The organism is Streptomyces sp. DF42, assembly GCF_058267695.1.
The window spans coordinates 3,413,997-3,427,818 of sequence record NZ_CM177859.1; the positions used below are offsets into that span (position 1 = coordinate 3,413,997).

General features: G+C 69.2%; 10 protein-coding genes and 3 pseudogenes. 4 read left to right on the top strand and 9 right to left on the bottom strand.

From position 1 onward, the window contains the following. Positions 1-411: 411 nt before the first annotated feature. The 6 genes and pseudogenes from ACYUED_RS15490 to ACYUED_RS15515 form a co-directional block, all read right to left on the bottom strand. Positions 412-1,701, bottom strand: a complete 1,290-nt coding sequence (locus tag ACYUED_RS15490; RefSeq protein ID WP_491292873.1) for a citrate synthase — start codon at positions 1,699-1,701, stop codon at positions 412-414. A 289-nt stretch (positions 1,702-1,990) separates the two neighbouring features. Continuing rightward, complete coding sequence (gene recD2, locus ACYUED_RS15495; protein ID WP_491292874.1) at positions 1,991-4,249, bottom strand: SF1B family DNA helicase RecD2; 2,259 nt, start codon at positions 4,247-4,249, stop codon at positions 1,991-1,993. A 232-nt stretch (positions 4,250-4,481) separates the two neighbouring features. Next, positions 4,482-5,183: a class I SAM-dependent methyltransferase gene (locus tag ACYUED_RS15500; protein WP_491292875.1), complete on the bottom strand. Its 702-nt coding sequence runs from the start codon at positions 5,181-5,183 to the stop codon at positions 4,482-4,484. Positions 5,184-5,283: 100 nt separating this feature from the next. Then, positions 5,284-5,583 (bottom strand): annotated as a pseudogene (locus tag ACYUED_RS15505) (glycine-rich domain-containing protein); the annotation flags it as partial. A gap of 6 nt (positions 5,584-5,589) precedes the next feature. Continuing rightward, positions 5,590-7,236, bottom strand: a complete 1,647-nt coding sequence (locus ACYUED_RS15510; RefSeq protein ID WP_491292876.1) for a nuclease/transposase family protein — start codon at positions 7,234-7,236, stop codon at positions 5,590-5,592. Further along, a pseudogene (locus ACYUED_RS15515) lies at positions 7,229-7,824 on the bottom strand (IS607 family transposase). Before ACYUED_RS15515 ends, ACYUED_RS15510 begins: the two are co-directional and overlap by 8 nt. A gap of 62 nt (positions 7,825-7,886) precedes the next feature. Here ACYUED_RS15515 and ACYUED_RS15520 point away from each other — a divergent pair. The 4 genes and pseudogenes from ACYUED_RS15520 to rbsD all read left to right on the top strand — a co-directional run. Next, positions 7,887-8,696: pseudogene (locus ACYUED_RS15520) on the top strand (substrate-binding domain-containing protein); the annotation flags it as partial. 30 nt (positions 8,697-8,726) lie between these two features. Then, positions 8,727-8,873, top strand: coding sequence for a hypothetical protein (locus ACYUED_RS15525; protein WP_491292877.1), 147 nt, complete (start codon positions 8,727-8,729; stop codon positions 8,871-8,873). After that, a complete protein-coding gene (locus tag ACYUED_RS15530; protein ID WP_491292878.1) occupies positions 8,873-9,775 on the top strand; it encodes a ribokinase in 903 nt (300 codons plus the stop codon). Before ACYUED_RS15525 ends, ACYUED_RS15530 begins: the two co-directional genes overlap by 1 nt. After that, entirely contained in the window at positions 9,772-10,161 is a 390-nt protein-coding gene (gene rbsD, locus ACYUED_RS15535; RefSeq protein WP_491292879.1) for a D-ribose pyranase, read from the top strand. The genes ACYUED_RS15530 and rbsD overlap by 4 nt, the downstream gene beginning before the upstream one ends. A gap of 246 nt (positions 10,162-10,407) precedes the next feature. Here rbsD and ACYUED_RS15540 read toward each other — a convergent pair whose 3' ends face one another. The 3 genes from ACYUED_RS15540 to ACYUED_RS15550 are packed head-to-tail and all read right to left on the bottom strand — an operon-like array spanning position 10,408 to position 13,540. Next, positions 10,408-11,205: a sugar phosphate isomerase/epimerase family protein gene (locus ACYUED_RS15540; RefSeq protein ID WP_491294269.1), complete on the bottom strand. Its 798-nt coding sequence runs from the start codon at positions 11,203-11,205 to the stop codon at positions 10,408-10,410. Positions 11,206-11,234: 29 nt separating this feature from the next. Beyond that, entirely contained in the window at positions 11,235-12,386 is a 1,152-nt protein-coding gene (locus ACYUED_RS15545) for a dihydrodipicolinate synthase family protein (protein WP_491292880.1), read from the bottom strand. Continuing rightward, positions 12,383-13,540, bottom strand: coding sequence for a Gfo/Idh/MocA family protein (locus ACYUED_RS15550; RefSeq protein WP_491292881.1), 1,158 nt, complete (start codon positions 13,538-13,540; stop codon positions 12,383-12,385). The genes ACYUED_RS15545 and ACYUED_RS15550 overlap by 4 nt, the downstream gene beginning before the upstream one ends. Positions 13,541-13,822: the final 282 nt, after the last annotated feature.

Sequence of the window (13,822 nt, forward strand, 5' to 3'; positions counted from 1 at the left end):
TCCCGGCAGACCGCACACCCATGAGTACTGCGAGTTTTGCTCATTCTGCTCAACGCTCGCCGTATTCGACAGCGATCAGGCGCTGTTCTCACAGACGCCCGGCCGGATCCCGTGGGGGGAATCCGCACCGGGACATGGGAAGGCGCCCTGGACGTCGGCCCGTGGGGGGACCGCCGCCAGGGCGCCTTTCTTCTTCTGTGTTCCCGAGCCCGTCCGCCTTCGTCCACGCCACGAACGCGGGTGACTGCACCCCCTGAGGGGCGCGGGGAACTGCGCGGTCAACCACAACGAGCCCGCACCCCGCCCAGGACGAGAACCACCCACCCCCGGAGGCGCAAAGCCCTCCCGCCCAAGGGACGGAAGGGCTCTGAACTCAGGCTCACGACAGACGCGGCCGAACCACCGGAGGCGTCAGCGCTCCTCGACCGGAACGAAGTCGCGCTCGACGACGCCCGTGTAGATCTGGCGCGGGCGGCCGATACGGGAGCCGGGCTCCTTGATCATTTCGTGCCACTGGGCGATCCAGCCCGGGAGGCGGCCGAGGGCGAACAGGACCGTGAACATCTCGGTCGGGAAGCCCATGGCGCGGTAGATCAGGCCGGTGTAGAAGTCCACGTTCGGGTAGAGGTTGCGCGAGACGAAGTAGTCGTCGGAGAGCGCGTGCTCCTCCAGCTTGAGCGCGATGTCCAGCAGCTCGTCGGACTTGCCGAGGGCCGAGAGGACATCGTGCGCCGCCGCCTTGATGATCTTGGCGCGCGGGTCGAAGGACTTGTACACCCGGTGGCCGAAGCCCATCAGGCGGACGCCGTCCTCCTTGTTCTTCACCTTGCGGATGAAGGAGTCGACGTCGCCGCCGTTGGCCTGGATGCCCTCCAGCATCTCCAGCACGGACTGGTTGGCGCCGCCGTGCAGCGGGCCCCACAGGGCGTTGATGCCGGCCGAGATCGACGCGAACATGTTCGCCTGCGAGGAGCCGACCAGACGGACCGTGGAGGTCGAACAGTTCTGCTCGTGGTCCGCGTGCAGGATCAGCAGCTTGTCGAGGGCGGCGACCACGACCGGGTCGAGGTCGTACTCCTGCGCCGGGACCGAGAAGGTCATGCGCAGGAAGTTCTCGACGTAACCGAGGTCGTTGCGCGGATAGACGAACGGGTGACCGATCGACTTCTTGTACGCGTACGCCGCGATCGTCGGAAGCTTCGCGAGCAGGCGGATCGTCGAGAGGTTGCGCTGCTTCTCGTCGAAGGGGTTGTGGCTGTCCTGGTAGAACGTGGACAGCGCCGAGACGACCGACGACAGCATGGCCATCGGGTGGGCGTCGCGCGGGAAGCCCTTGTAGAAGTTCTTGACGTCCTCGTGCAGCAGGGTGTGCTGCGTGATGTCGTTCTTGAACACGGAGAGCTCGTCGACGCTCGGAAGCTCGCCGTTGATCAGCAGGTAGGCGACCTCCAGGAAGGTGGAGCGCTCCGCCAGCTGTTCGATGGGGTATCCGCGGTACCGGAGGATGCCCGCCTCGCCGTCGAGGTAGGTGACGGCGGATTTATAGGCGGCGGTGTTGCCGTAACCGCTGTCCAGCGTCACCAGACCGGTCTGGGCGCGGAGCTTCCCGATGTCGAAGCCCTTGTCGCCGACGGTGCTGTTGATCACCGGGTAGGTGTACTCGCCGTCGCCGTACCGCAGTACTACAGAGTTGTCGCTCACGTCTTCCCTCACCGACGTAGTGCCTCATCTTCGAGGTTGCCCTGACTGTCTCTACCATCCCCCAATTGGCTCAGGAGAGTGCACTCGGGGTCGACCATCGGGCCTATTGGCGGCACTGAGTGCCGCCAACTTGCTCATCCTGCCCCCTTGATTCCCCATCCGGAAGTGCTCTGTGACCTTCGCGACTCATTTGATCGATCATTTTTTGTGATGCCTGTCTCAAAAGGGCCTCACGGGGGTCGCGAGAGCCTCGCGGCGGTCCGAGAGCCTCACAGAGGCCCGAGAAGCCTCACAGAGGTCTGGGAGAGAGCCGGAAGTCGAGTGCCGTGCAGCGTCGTCCCGCCGACACCGTGCGCACCGCCTGGCCGATCGCCTTGCGTGAACCGACGAGGACGACCAGCTTCTTGGCCCGGGTGACCGCCGTGTAGAGCAGGTTGCGCTGAAGCATCATCCAGGCGCTGGTGGTGACCGGGATCACCACGGCCGGATATTCACTTCCCTGCGAGCGGTGGATGGTCACCGCGTACGCGTGGGCCAGTTCGTCCAGTTCGTCGAATTCGTACACGACCTCCTCGTCCTCGTCGGTCAGCACCGTCAGGCGCTGGTCAACCGGGTCGAGCGAGGTGACGACGCCGACGGTGCCGTTGAAGACACCGTTCTTGCCCTTCTCGTAATTGTTGCGAATCTGGGTGACCTTGTCGCCCACACGGAAGACCCGGCCGCCGAACCGCTTCTCGGGCACATCGGGGCGGCCGGGGGTGATGGCCTGCTGGAGCAGGCCGTTGAGGTTGCCGGCGCCGGCCGGGCCACGGTGCATGGGGGCGAGAACCTGGACGTCCCGGCGCGGATCGAGGCCGAACTTGGCCGGAATCCGATGGGCCACCACGTCCACGGTGAGCCGCCCGGCCTCCTCCGTGTCGTCCTCGACGAAGAGGAAGAAGTCCTTCATGCCGTCGGTGACCGGCTGGTGCCCGGAGTTGATCCGGTGCGCGTTGGTGACCACGCCGGACTGCTGGGCCTGCCGGAACACGCGCGTCAGGCGCACGGCGGGGATCGGGCTGCCGTCCGCGAGGAGGTCCCTGAGCACCTCCCCCGCGCCGACGCTGGGCAGCTGGTCCACGTCGCCGACGAAGAGCAGATGGGCGCCCGGCGGGACCGCCTTCACCAGCTTGTTGGCGAGCAGCAGGTCCAGCATGGAGGCCTCGTCCACGACCACCAGATCCGCCTCCAGGGGGCGGTCCTTGTCGTAGGCCGCGTCGCCGCCGGGCTTCAGCTCCAGCAGACGGTGGACGGTGGAGGCCTCGGCGCCGGTGAGCTCGGCCAGGCGCTTGGCCGCGCGGCCCGTCGGGGCCGCCAGGACCACTCTGGCCTTCCTGGCGCGGGCCAGCTCCACGATCGAACGGACCGTGAACGACTTGCCGCATCCGGGACCGCCGGTCAGCACGGCGACCTTCTTGGTCAACGCGAGCTTGACCGCGGCCTCCTGCTCGGGCGCGAGGTCCGCGCCCGTACGCCCCTTCAGCCAGGTCAGCGCCTTGTCCCAGGCCACGTCATGGAAGCCGGGCATCCGGTCCTCGTCCGTGCGCAGGAGGCGCAACAGCTGGGCGGAGAGGGAGAGTTCGGCGCGGTGGAAGGGCACGAGGTAGACGGCGGTGACGGGTGGGCCGCCGTCCGGACCGGGCACCTTCTCCCGTACGACACCGGGGTCCTCGCCCTCCTCGGGCGCCTCCGCCAGCTCGGCGAGGCACTCGATGACGAGCCCGGTGTCGACCTGCAGCAGCTTCACCGCGTCGGCGATCAACCGTTCCTCGGGCAGATAGCAGTTGCCCTGGTCGGTGGCCTGCGACAGCGCGTACTGCAGGCCCGCCTTCACGCGCTCCGGGCTGTCGTGCGGGATGCCGACGGACTGGGCGATCTTGTCGGCGGTGAGGAAGCCGATGCCCCAGACGTCGGACGCGAGGCGGTACGGCTGGTTCTTGACGACCGAGATCGAGGCGTCGCCGTACTTCTTGTAGATGCGCACCGCGATGGAGGTGGACACCTCGACGGTCTGGAGGAAGAGCATGACCTCCTTGATCGCCTTCTGCTCCTCCCAGGCGTCGGCGATCTTCTTGGTGCGCTTGGGGCCGAGACCGGGCACCTCGATGAGCCGCTTGGGCTCCTCCTCGATGATCTGCAGGGTGTCCAGGCCGAAGTGCTGGGTGATGCGGTCGGCGAAGACGGGGCCGATGCCCTTGACCAGCCCCGAGCCGAGGTAGCGGCGGATGCCCTGGACGGTGGCCGGCAGCATGGTCGTGTAGTTCTCCACCGTGAACTGCTTGCCGTACTGCGGGTGGGACCCCCAGCGTCCCTCCATCCGCAGGGCCTCGCCCACCTGGGCGCCGAGCAGCGCGCCGACGACCGTGAGGAGATCGCCGGCGCCTCTGCCGGTGTCGACACGGGCGACCGTGTAGCCGTTGTCCTCGTTGGCGTACGTGATGCGCTCCAGCACGCCTTCGAGCACGGCGAGCTGCCGTTCACCCGCGGGGTTCCCCGCCTGTTGAGCCATGATCCGACGGTACCGGCCGGGTGTGACAGCGGGAGAGGTACTTGGGCGGTCGGACGGGGTGCAGACGCGTGCCGCGGCGGCAGCCGAGCGGCACGCTGCCGACCACCGTGCCCTCGACACGTCCGCCGACAGCCCGGTCTCGCCCCGTATGCCCAACGCGGTACAGGCTGCCCTCGACAGCGATTCCGGACGGCCGGATCACGCTCCCTTCAGCAGGAGCAGCTCGGTTCGTTCACGGCCGCCGAACCGCGGTGACGAGCAGTGTGTCCGCGGTACGCGGTCCCTCGATGGCCGACGGCAGTACGTCACAGCTGATCTGGGTGAATCCGGCTCCGTCCAGGACCTTCTCCCAGACGTGTTCCTGGAGCACCCAGCGGCGCATTGTGGCTGCTTCTCCTTCCGCGGTCTTGGTGGGGACGTCGGCGGCCACGACGTCCGGCTGTGCGGGGGCGCCGTTCAAGTAGTGCGCCAGGGTGGAAAACACGAGCCGTCCGCCTGGCTTGAGGGCGTTGGCAGCCTCCGGCAGCAACTCGCGAGGGTCCGTGAAGTCGAGCGCCCCGAAGACGCTGTACAGCACGTCGTACCTATCAGCCACTGCCTTCAGATGCGAGACGGCGTCGGACGGCTCGATGCGCAGGCGCGGCGCGAGATGACCGAACAGGTCGATGGCCAACTCGTACTGCGCTGGAGAGGCATCGATGGCGGTGACCCGGGCCGGCTCATGATGGGCGGCGAGGTGGGCGGCGTGGCGGGCGGCCCCCGCGCCGAGGTCACCGACGGTTCGCCCGGAGAGGTCTCCCAGGACCTCTGCGCCGGGGCCGCTGTCCTGACTCCAGATCCAGCGGAAAGTCCCGGGGACCGCACGGTCCCGTCCGGCGCGGGTGCGGCCGTAGTGGTACCAGAGGTCTGAGGATCCGGTTGTCACTCGCCCCATGTTGATGGCCGGAACCCGGCTCCGGGCCGGTTCTGTGAAATCTCACCCCGGCGCGCCCCGGGCCCGCGCCGAAGTCGGCAGGGGCCAGAGGCGCCACCGATCAGTGCGAGTCGTTGCCGGGGTGGCAGGGGCCGCACTCAGCGGCGTCCGCCCACAGCGACAGGTCGACTTCCCAGCCGTCGGCAGCGATGACGGTGGCCGTCTTCATCACCGAGCCGTCGTTCTTCATCTCGACCTTGGGCACGTGGTGCAGGAAGTGTCCGCCATTGAAACGCGCGCACAGTTCGGCGTACGCCACGGTGTCGAGAATGATCGCGTGGACGCCGACGTCGACGAGCTTGCTGGGGGCGAGCTCCAGGGACTCGCCACGGTGGTTCATCGCGGTCAGCAGGTAGGCGTACCGTTCCTAAACAGTGTCCAGGAGTGACATTTGCTGCCAGCTCCTGGAACTGCGCGCATCCCGAACGGTGTTGGATGCGCTGGTCTCCCGCGTTCGCTGTGTCCCCGTCCGGCTGCGTGCATCGTGTGCACGCTCCGTGACGGGTGGGCGGGTTCCCTCATGCCCTCGTGCGCCTGGTCCGGCCTGGGCGGTCCGATGCCCCACAGCATCGCTCTGGTGCTGCGGGGGCGGTGCCGTCCGTCGCCGGATCGGGTGCCCGAGGGCGCGTCGCCCGATCGCGACGCTCGCGGCGTCGTGTCGGGACATCTTGCGAGTCTTGCCGGCCAGGGGCTTACGCCAATGCTGGTCGCCCCACATCGACGTGTACGCCGGGTCGACCGCGACGATCGACAGGCCGTGCTCGGCGGCCATGGACACCAGACGGGCCTTGAGCTTGCCTGTCGGGATGCCGGAGATGAGCTGCCGGAACCGCTTCTTGCGGCCGTGCTTCTCGCGGGTCTTCTCGGCGGTGAAGTCCAGGTTCTCGATACCGATCGCCTTGACGCCGCACCGGTTGGCCCAGTGCAGCAGCCGGCTGATGGCGTGCCGGATCTGCGCGTCGCGGTGGTCGGCGGTGCCGGACAGGTCGTAGAAGAACCGCTTCGGGTCGCCGACCGGGTTGCCGTTGCGGTCGAGCCGGTAGGCGGCGAAGTGGTCAGCGTTCGTATCGACGCCGACCATGCCCTGGGCGCGGGCTGTCTCCAACGGGACCGTCTTCACCACGGGCTTCGTCCACGAGGCGGTGATGTACCAGCGCCCGCGCTCCACATCGAGGTGGATGCGGTAGGCGACAGCACGGTTGGCTTCGACGCGGTCGCGCCACTGCGCGCCCCGGTGCTGGAACTGGACCCTGCAGGAGAGGACGTACCGGCCGAACTTGCCGTTGGCCAGATGGGCCAGTGGTGCGGGCAGCTTGATGGAGACCTCGCCATCGGGGGTGACGCGGATCGTCTCGTTCCCGTACCGCTTGCCGGACTCGCCGTCAGCAGCGAGGAACCAGCGTTCGGCTTCCCAGCGCCGGCGCCACTGGGCCTCGCTGAGCTGCGCATCCTGGAGGTTGTTGCGGTTGCCCAGCAGGCGTCGACCGCCGCGCACGACGTGCACGACACCGGCCTCACGCTCCACGCGGGCGACATCGAGGCGGTGTTCCAGGATCGTCAGACGGCGGGACTTGTGGAACCACTCGCCCCGACTGCGGTATCCGCCGGGTGCCCGCTTGGTGCCTTTCTCCCCGATCGGCTGCGCCAGTCGGTGCATCAGCGTCCGCACACCGGCCTCAAGCCCTTGGATGTGGGCGAGCTGACAGCGGCGGGACAGCGCCCACTGATCGTGAGTGGCCTTCGTGATCGAACCGGCCCACCGGGACGAGGAGTCGGCCGTCAGGCCCTGCTTGCGGGCGGCCCACGTGTCGCTGTCGTGGTCCAGGCCGTCGGCGCAGCGGTTCTTGAGGTCCAGCGAGGCGAGGCGTCCGAGGTGTTCACCGACCAGCCGCAACACCTTGTCGTCCACGTCGGTGAGGTGCTTGAGGCGGTCGCGTATCGCCACCCCGGACGGCCCGGGCGCGACGAACGGTGCGTCGATGGTGCGGAGCTGCTTCTTCTTCGGCTCACTCATCGCCGGCCGCCGCTTCGAGAGCCTTCCTCGCCCGGTTCTTCGCCGACCGACGGCCGTACAGGCGGGCGCAGAACGACGTCAGCACCTCCACCATGTCCCGGACCAGGTCGTCTTCGACTTCGCCGTCATCGAGGACGACCAGTCGGCGGCCGGTCGCGGACAGGGCGGCCTCGATCAGCTCCACGTTCATCCGCCCGAGGCGGTCCTTGTGCTCGACCACGACCGTGGTCACCGCCGGATCGGCCGGCAGCCGCTTCACCTTCGCGCGGCAGCCGTTCATACCCGAGGCGATCTCGGACTCGATCCGCACAACCTTCTGTCCCGCCTCCGCCGCCCATGCCGACAGGCGAGCGGTCTGCCGCTCCAGGTCCGGCTTCCGATCGTGCGAGGAGACGCGGGCATCGAGGAGACGCGGGCATACAGACCTACACCACCGGTCACGGAGGGTGAGGTGTTCGCTTCGATGTTCACCAGGATCGTGCGCGGCCCCACCCGGCGCGCGGGCACCGGCAAGGCGCCCTCATGAAACCAGCGATATGCCGTATGCGGGTTCACCCCCTGCGCCCGCGCCCACTCCGTCAGGTTCATATGCTGATAACGCCACCACTCCCTCATGGTTACGCACACTCAACAACCCTCCGCTGCCAGCAGTTGGCAACCCCTTCTTCGTGCAGATCAGGGCGGGCGCCCAGGCCGAGGCGAAGAAGCTGGGCGTGGACCTGACCGTCACGGACGCCCAGAACGACGCCTCCCAGCAGGCCAACCAGCTGCAGAACTTCACCAGTTCCGGCCTCGGCGCGATCATCGTCAACCCGGTGGACTCGGACGCGGCGAGCAACTCCGTGAAGGCCGCCGACAAGGCGAGGATCCCGGTCATCGCGGTCGACCGCGGCGTCAACAAGGCGACCGTGGACGCCCTGGTGGCCTCCGACAACGTCAAGGGCGGTGAGCTCGCCGCCAGGACGATCGGCGAGAAGCTGGGCGGCAAGGGCAAGATCGTGATCCTTCAGGGCCAGGCGGGCACCTCCGCGGCCCGTGAGCGCGCCGCGGGCTTCGCGGCCGGGCTCAAGGCCTACCCGGGCATCCAGGTCGTCGCCCAGCAGCCGGCCGACTTCGACCGCACCAAGGGCCTCGACGTGATGTCGAACCTGTTGCAGGCCCACCCGGACGTCCAGGGCGTCATCGCCGCCAACGACGAGATGGCCCTCGGCGCGATCAAGGCCCTCGGCTCGAAGGCCGGAAAGTCGGTCCAGGTCGTCGGCTTCGACGGCACCCCGGACGGGCTGAAGGCGGTCGAATCGGGCACTCTGTACGCCTCCGTGGCACAACAGCCCTCGCAGCTGGGCAGGATCGCCGTGGACAACGCGCTGAAGGCCCTGCAGGGCAAGACGGTCGAGGAGACGGTGAAGGTGCCGGTGAAGGTGGTCACGAAGGAGAACGTGTCCGGCTTCAGCGGCTGACGACGGGAACGGGCGGGCGGTCGTCGTCTCATGGTGACGACAACCGCCCGCCTCAAGTCATCGCTCAGAGGAGTCGCGTCGACGTACGACGCGATGTACGACGCGATGTACGACGCGATGTGCGAGGCGATGTGCGTCTCGAAGCACGGCTCGATGTACGACGGGGAGTCCTTTTGATGTACGACTACGACCTGCTGGTCGTGGGGTCGGCCAACGCCGATCTGGTGATCGGCGTCGAGCGGCGGCCGGGCGCCGGTGAGACGGTGCTCGGTTCCGACCTGGCCGTCCACCCGGGCGGCAAGGGCGCGAACCAGGCGGTCGCGGCCGCCCGCCTCGGTGCCCGTACGGCTCTGCTGGCCCGGGTCGGCGACGACTCGTACGGCAGGCTGCTGCTCGACTCGCAGCGGACCGCCGGCGTCGACACGGGGGGTGTACTGGTCGGCGGGGCGCCGACGGGGGTGGCGCTGATCACCGTCGACCCGTCCGGGGACAACAGCATCGTGGTGTCGCCGGGGGCGAACGGGAAGCTCACGCCGGCAGACGTCCAGGCCGCGGCCTGTCTGTTCCAGACCTCGCGTGTCGTCTCGACGCAGCTGGAGATCCCGCTGGAGACGGTCGAGGAGGTCGTCCGCGGTCTGACCCCGGACAGCCGTTTCGTCCTCAACCCGTCCCCGCCACGGCCCCTGCCGCCGGAGGTGCTGGCGGCCTGCGACCCGCTGATCGTGAACGAGCACGAGGCCAAGGTCGTGCTGGGCGACGCGTGCGTCTCCGAGCGCCCCGAGGACTGGGCCCGGCTGCTGCTCGCCAGGGGCCCGCGCTCGGTCGTGGTCACCCTGGGCGCGGAGGGGGCACTGGTGGCTGACGGGCGGGAGGTGACGCGGGTGCCTTCGGTGAAGGTGGACGCGGTCGATACGACGGGGGCGGGCGACGCGTTCACGGCGGCGCTGGCGTTCCGGCTGGGCGCGGGGGCGTCCCTCGCCGAGGCCGCGACGTACGCGGCCCGCGTCGGCGCGGCCGCCGTCACCAAGGAGGGCGCCCAGGTGTCCTTCCCGACGGCCGATGAGGTCGAGGCGCTGTGAAGAAGGCGGGAATCCTGAACCGTCATCTCTGCGGGGCGCTGGCCGAGCTGGGCCACGGCGACGGAGTGCTGGTGTGCGACGCGGGCATGCCGATACCGGAAGGTCCGAAGGTCGTCGACCTGGCGTTCCGCGCCGGGGTGCCGGCCTTCGAGGAGGTACTGGACGGGCTGCTGGCCGAGCTGGTGGTGGAGGGGGCCACGGCGGCGACGGAGATCCGGGGCGCGAACCCGGCGGCGTCGGCTCTGCTGGACGGCCACTTCCCCACCCTGGACCTGGTGTCGCACGAGCGGCTCAAGGAGCTGTCGGCGGGGGCACGGCTGGTGGTGCGCACGGGCGAGGCACGACCGTACGCGAACGTGCTGCTGCGCTGCGGGGTCTTCTTCTAGTACCGAGTGGCACCGGGCGGTACCGAGTGCAAATTCGAGGGGGCCCGATCCGTCGACCGGGCCCCCTCGGCTTTTCCCCTCCACCATCAGAACCCCCGCGATCCCCCCAGATCCCCCTCCGAGAAGTCCTGATGCCAAGTACGACCCGCAAGGCGGGCGAAGGGTTGCACGGCGTTTTCAGATTTTTTTCGGGACGCGTCCTCGGCGGCGTCCGCCCAGGTCAGCGAGCACCCTTGGCTTGGATCGTCAGCCGGTGTGCTCAGCGAAGCGCCGGGCCGTCTCCGTCAGCACCTCGCGGCCGTCCCGCGCCCACAGGGCGTCGTTGAACAGCTCGACCTCGATGGGTCCGGTGTAGCCGGCCGCCTCCACGTACCCCTTCCACTCCCGCATGTCGATCGAGCCGTCGCCGATCTGCCCGCGGCCGGTGAGCACGCCCTCGGGCAGCGGCGTGGTCCAGTCGGCGAGCTGGAAGGAGTGGATCCGGCCGCCCGCGCCCGCCCGGGCGATCTGCGCGGGCGCGTTGTCGTCCCACCAGATGTGGTACGTGTCGACGGTGACGCCGACCTGCCGGGCCGGGAAGCGCTCCGCGAGGTCGAGCGCCTGGGCGAGCGTCGAGACCACGCAGCGGTCGGCGGCGTACATCGGGTGCAGCGGCTCGATGGCCAGGCGGACACCGTGCGACTCCGCGTACGGGCCCAGCTCCCCCAGCGCGTCGGCGATGCGCTCCCGGGCGCCGTGCAGGTCCTTGGAGCCGGCCGGCAGCCCGCCGGAGACCAGGACCAGGGTGTCGGTGCCCAGGGTGGCCGCCTCGTCGATCGCGCGACGGTTGTCGGCGAGCGCCGCCGCCCGCTCGGCCGGGTCGATCGCCGTGAAGAAGCCACCGCGGCAGAGGGTGGTGACGGTCAGGCCCGCGTCGCGGATCAGCTTGGCCGTCGCCTCCAGGCCGTACGACTGGACCGGTTCGCGCCACAGGCCCACCCCTGGCACGCCCAACTCCAGGCAGGCGTCGACCAGTTCGGGCATCGCCAGCTGCTTGACGGTCATCTGGTTGATGCTGAAGCGTTCGAGCGCGGTCACTGGGCCACTCCGTACAGGGCGAGCAGGTACTTCATCCGTTCCTCGGCCAGTTTCGGGTCGGGGAACAGGCCCAGGCCGTCGGCCAGTTCGTAGGCGCGGGCGAAATGCGGGAGGGAGCGGGCCGACTGGAGGCCGCCGACCATCGTGAAGTGCGACTGGTGGCCTGCCAGCCAGGCGAGGAAGACCACGCCCGTCTTGTAGAAGCGGGTGGGGGTCTGGAAGAGGTGGCGGGAGAGGTCGACCGTCGGGTCGAGCAGGGCTCGGAAGCCCGCCGTGTCCCCCGTGTCGAGGACCCGGACCGCCTCCGCCGCCAGCGGGCCCAGCGGGTCGAAGATGCCGAGCAGGGCGTGGCTGAAGCCCTGCTCGTCGCCCGCGATCAGCTCCGGGTAGTTGAAGTCGTCGCCCGTGTAGCAGCGCACGCCCTGCGGGAGGCGGCGGCGGATGCCGATCTCCCGCTGGGCGTCCAGGAGCGAGACCTTGATGCCTTCCACCTTGTCGGGGTGGGCGGCGATGACCTGAAGGAAGGTGTCCGTCGCCGTGTCGAGGTCGCCCGACCCCCAGTAGCCCTCCAGCGCCGGGTCGAACATCGGGCCCAGCCAGTGCAGGACCACCGGCTCGGCGGCCTGGCGGAGCAGGTGGCCGTAGACCTCCAGGTAGTCCTCGGGGCCCGACGCCGCGGCGGCCAGCGCCCGGGACGCCATCAGGATGGCCTGCGCGCCGGACTCCTCGACGAGGGCGAGCTGCTCCTCGTAGGCCGCCCGGACCTCCACGAGGGATCCGGCGGCGATCTGGTCGGTGCCGACGCCGCAGGCGATCCGGCCTCCGACCGCCCTGGCCTCGGCGGCGCTGCGCCGGATCAGCTCGGCCGCGCCCGCCCAGTCCAGGCCCATGCCGCGCTGGGCGGTGTCCATGGCCTCCGCGACACCGAGGCCGTGGGACCACAGGTGGCGGCGGAAGGCGAGGGTGGCGTCCCAGTCGACGGCGGCGGGCGAGTCGGGCGACACGTCCGCGTACGGGTCGGCGACGACGTGGGCCGCCGAGAAGACCGTACGCGAGGTGAAGGGGGAGCCGGCGGTGAGGGCGAGGGGTTCCGGGCGGGGATCGTATGCCCTCAACCCGCCTTTGAAGTCCGGGAGTTGAATGGTCACAGCGCGATCTCCGGTACGTCGAGACGGAGGCCCTCGGCCGAGGACCTCAGGCCCAGTTCGGCGAGCTGGACGCCGCGGGCGCCGGCGAGGAGGTCCCAGTGGTAGGGGGCGTCGGCGTAGACGTGCTTGAGGAACAGCTCCCACTGGGCCTTGAAGCCGTTGTCGAACTCGTCGTTGTCCGGGATCTCCTGCCACTGGTCGCGGAAGGAGTAGGTGGCCGGGATGTCGGGGTTCCAGACCGGCTTGGGGGTCATGGTGCGGTGCTGGACGCGGCAGTTGCGCAGGCCGGCGACCGCGGAGCCCTCGGTGCCGTCGACCTGGAACTCGACGAGTTCGTCGCGGCCCACGCGCACGGCCCAGCTGGAGTTGATCTGGGCGATCGCGCCGCCGTCGAGCTCGAAGATGCCGTAGGCGGCGTCGTCGGCGGTGGCGTCGTAGGGCTTGCCGTTCTCGTCCCAGCGCTGCGGGATGTGGGTGGTGGCGATGGCCTGGACGGACTTCACCCGGCCGAACAGCTCGTGCAGCACGTACTCCCAGTGCGGGAACATGTCGACGACGATGCCGCCGCCGTCCTCCGCGCGGTAGTTCCAGGACGGGCGCTGGGCGGCCTGCCAGTCGCCCTCGAAGACCCAGTAGCCGAACTCGCCGCGGATGGACAGGATCCGGCCGAAGAAGCCGCCGTCGATGAGGCGCTTGAGCTTCAGCAGGCCCGGGAGGAAGAGCTTGTCCTGGACGACGCCGTGCTTGATGCCGGCGTCGTCGGCGAGGCGGGCGAGCTCCAGGGCGCCGTCGAGGCCGGTGGCGGTGGGCTTCTCGGTGTAGATGTGCTTGCCCGCCGCGATCGCCTTCTTGATCGCCTCCTCGCGGGCCGAGGTCACCTGGGCGTCGAAGTAGATGTCGACGGTCGGGTCGGCGAGTACCGCGTCCACGTCGGTGGAGATGTTCGCCGGGTCCAGGCCGTGCTGTTCGGCGAGCGCCTTGAGCGCGTGCTCGCGGCGGCCGACCAGGATCAGCTCCGGCCACAGCACGGTGCCGTCACCGAGGTCGAGGCCGCCCTGTTCGCGGATGGCCAGGATGGAACGGACCAGGTGCTGGCGGTAGCCCATGCGCCCGGTCACACCGTTCATGGCGATACGCACCGTCTTGCGTGTCACGTCATTCCCTTCGCAGGCGTCGTACTCGGCTCAGGCGTCGTACTCAGCGTCGTACGCGGATGCGCGCGCCGCGTCGGCCTCACTGACGAGCGTCACAGCAAGCGCTTTCTATACAGGGAGAAGCTAGCCTCTGAGCGGTGGTTCAGACAAGACCGTGACCGCTTCGAGTTGTTCGAGGGGACGAACAGCGGGGGGTTGTGGCCGTAAGGTCTGCTCGACGTGCTCGGAACCGGGGGGCCTGGGGTCGACCTGTCCACGAGGGCGTACCACGAACTGATGAGG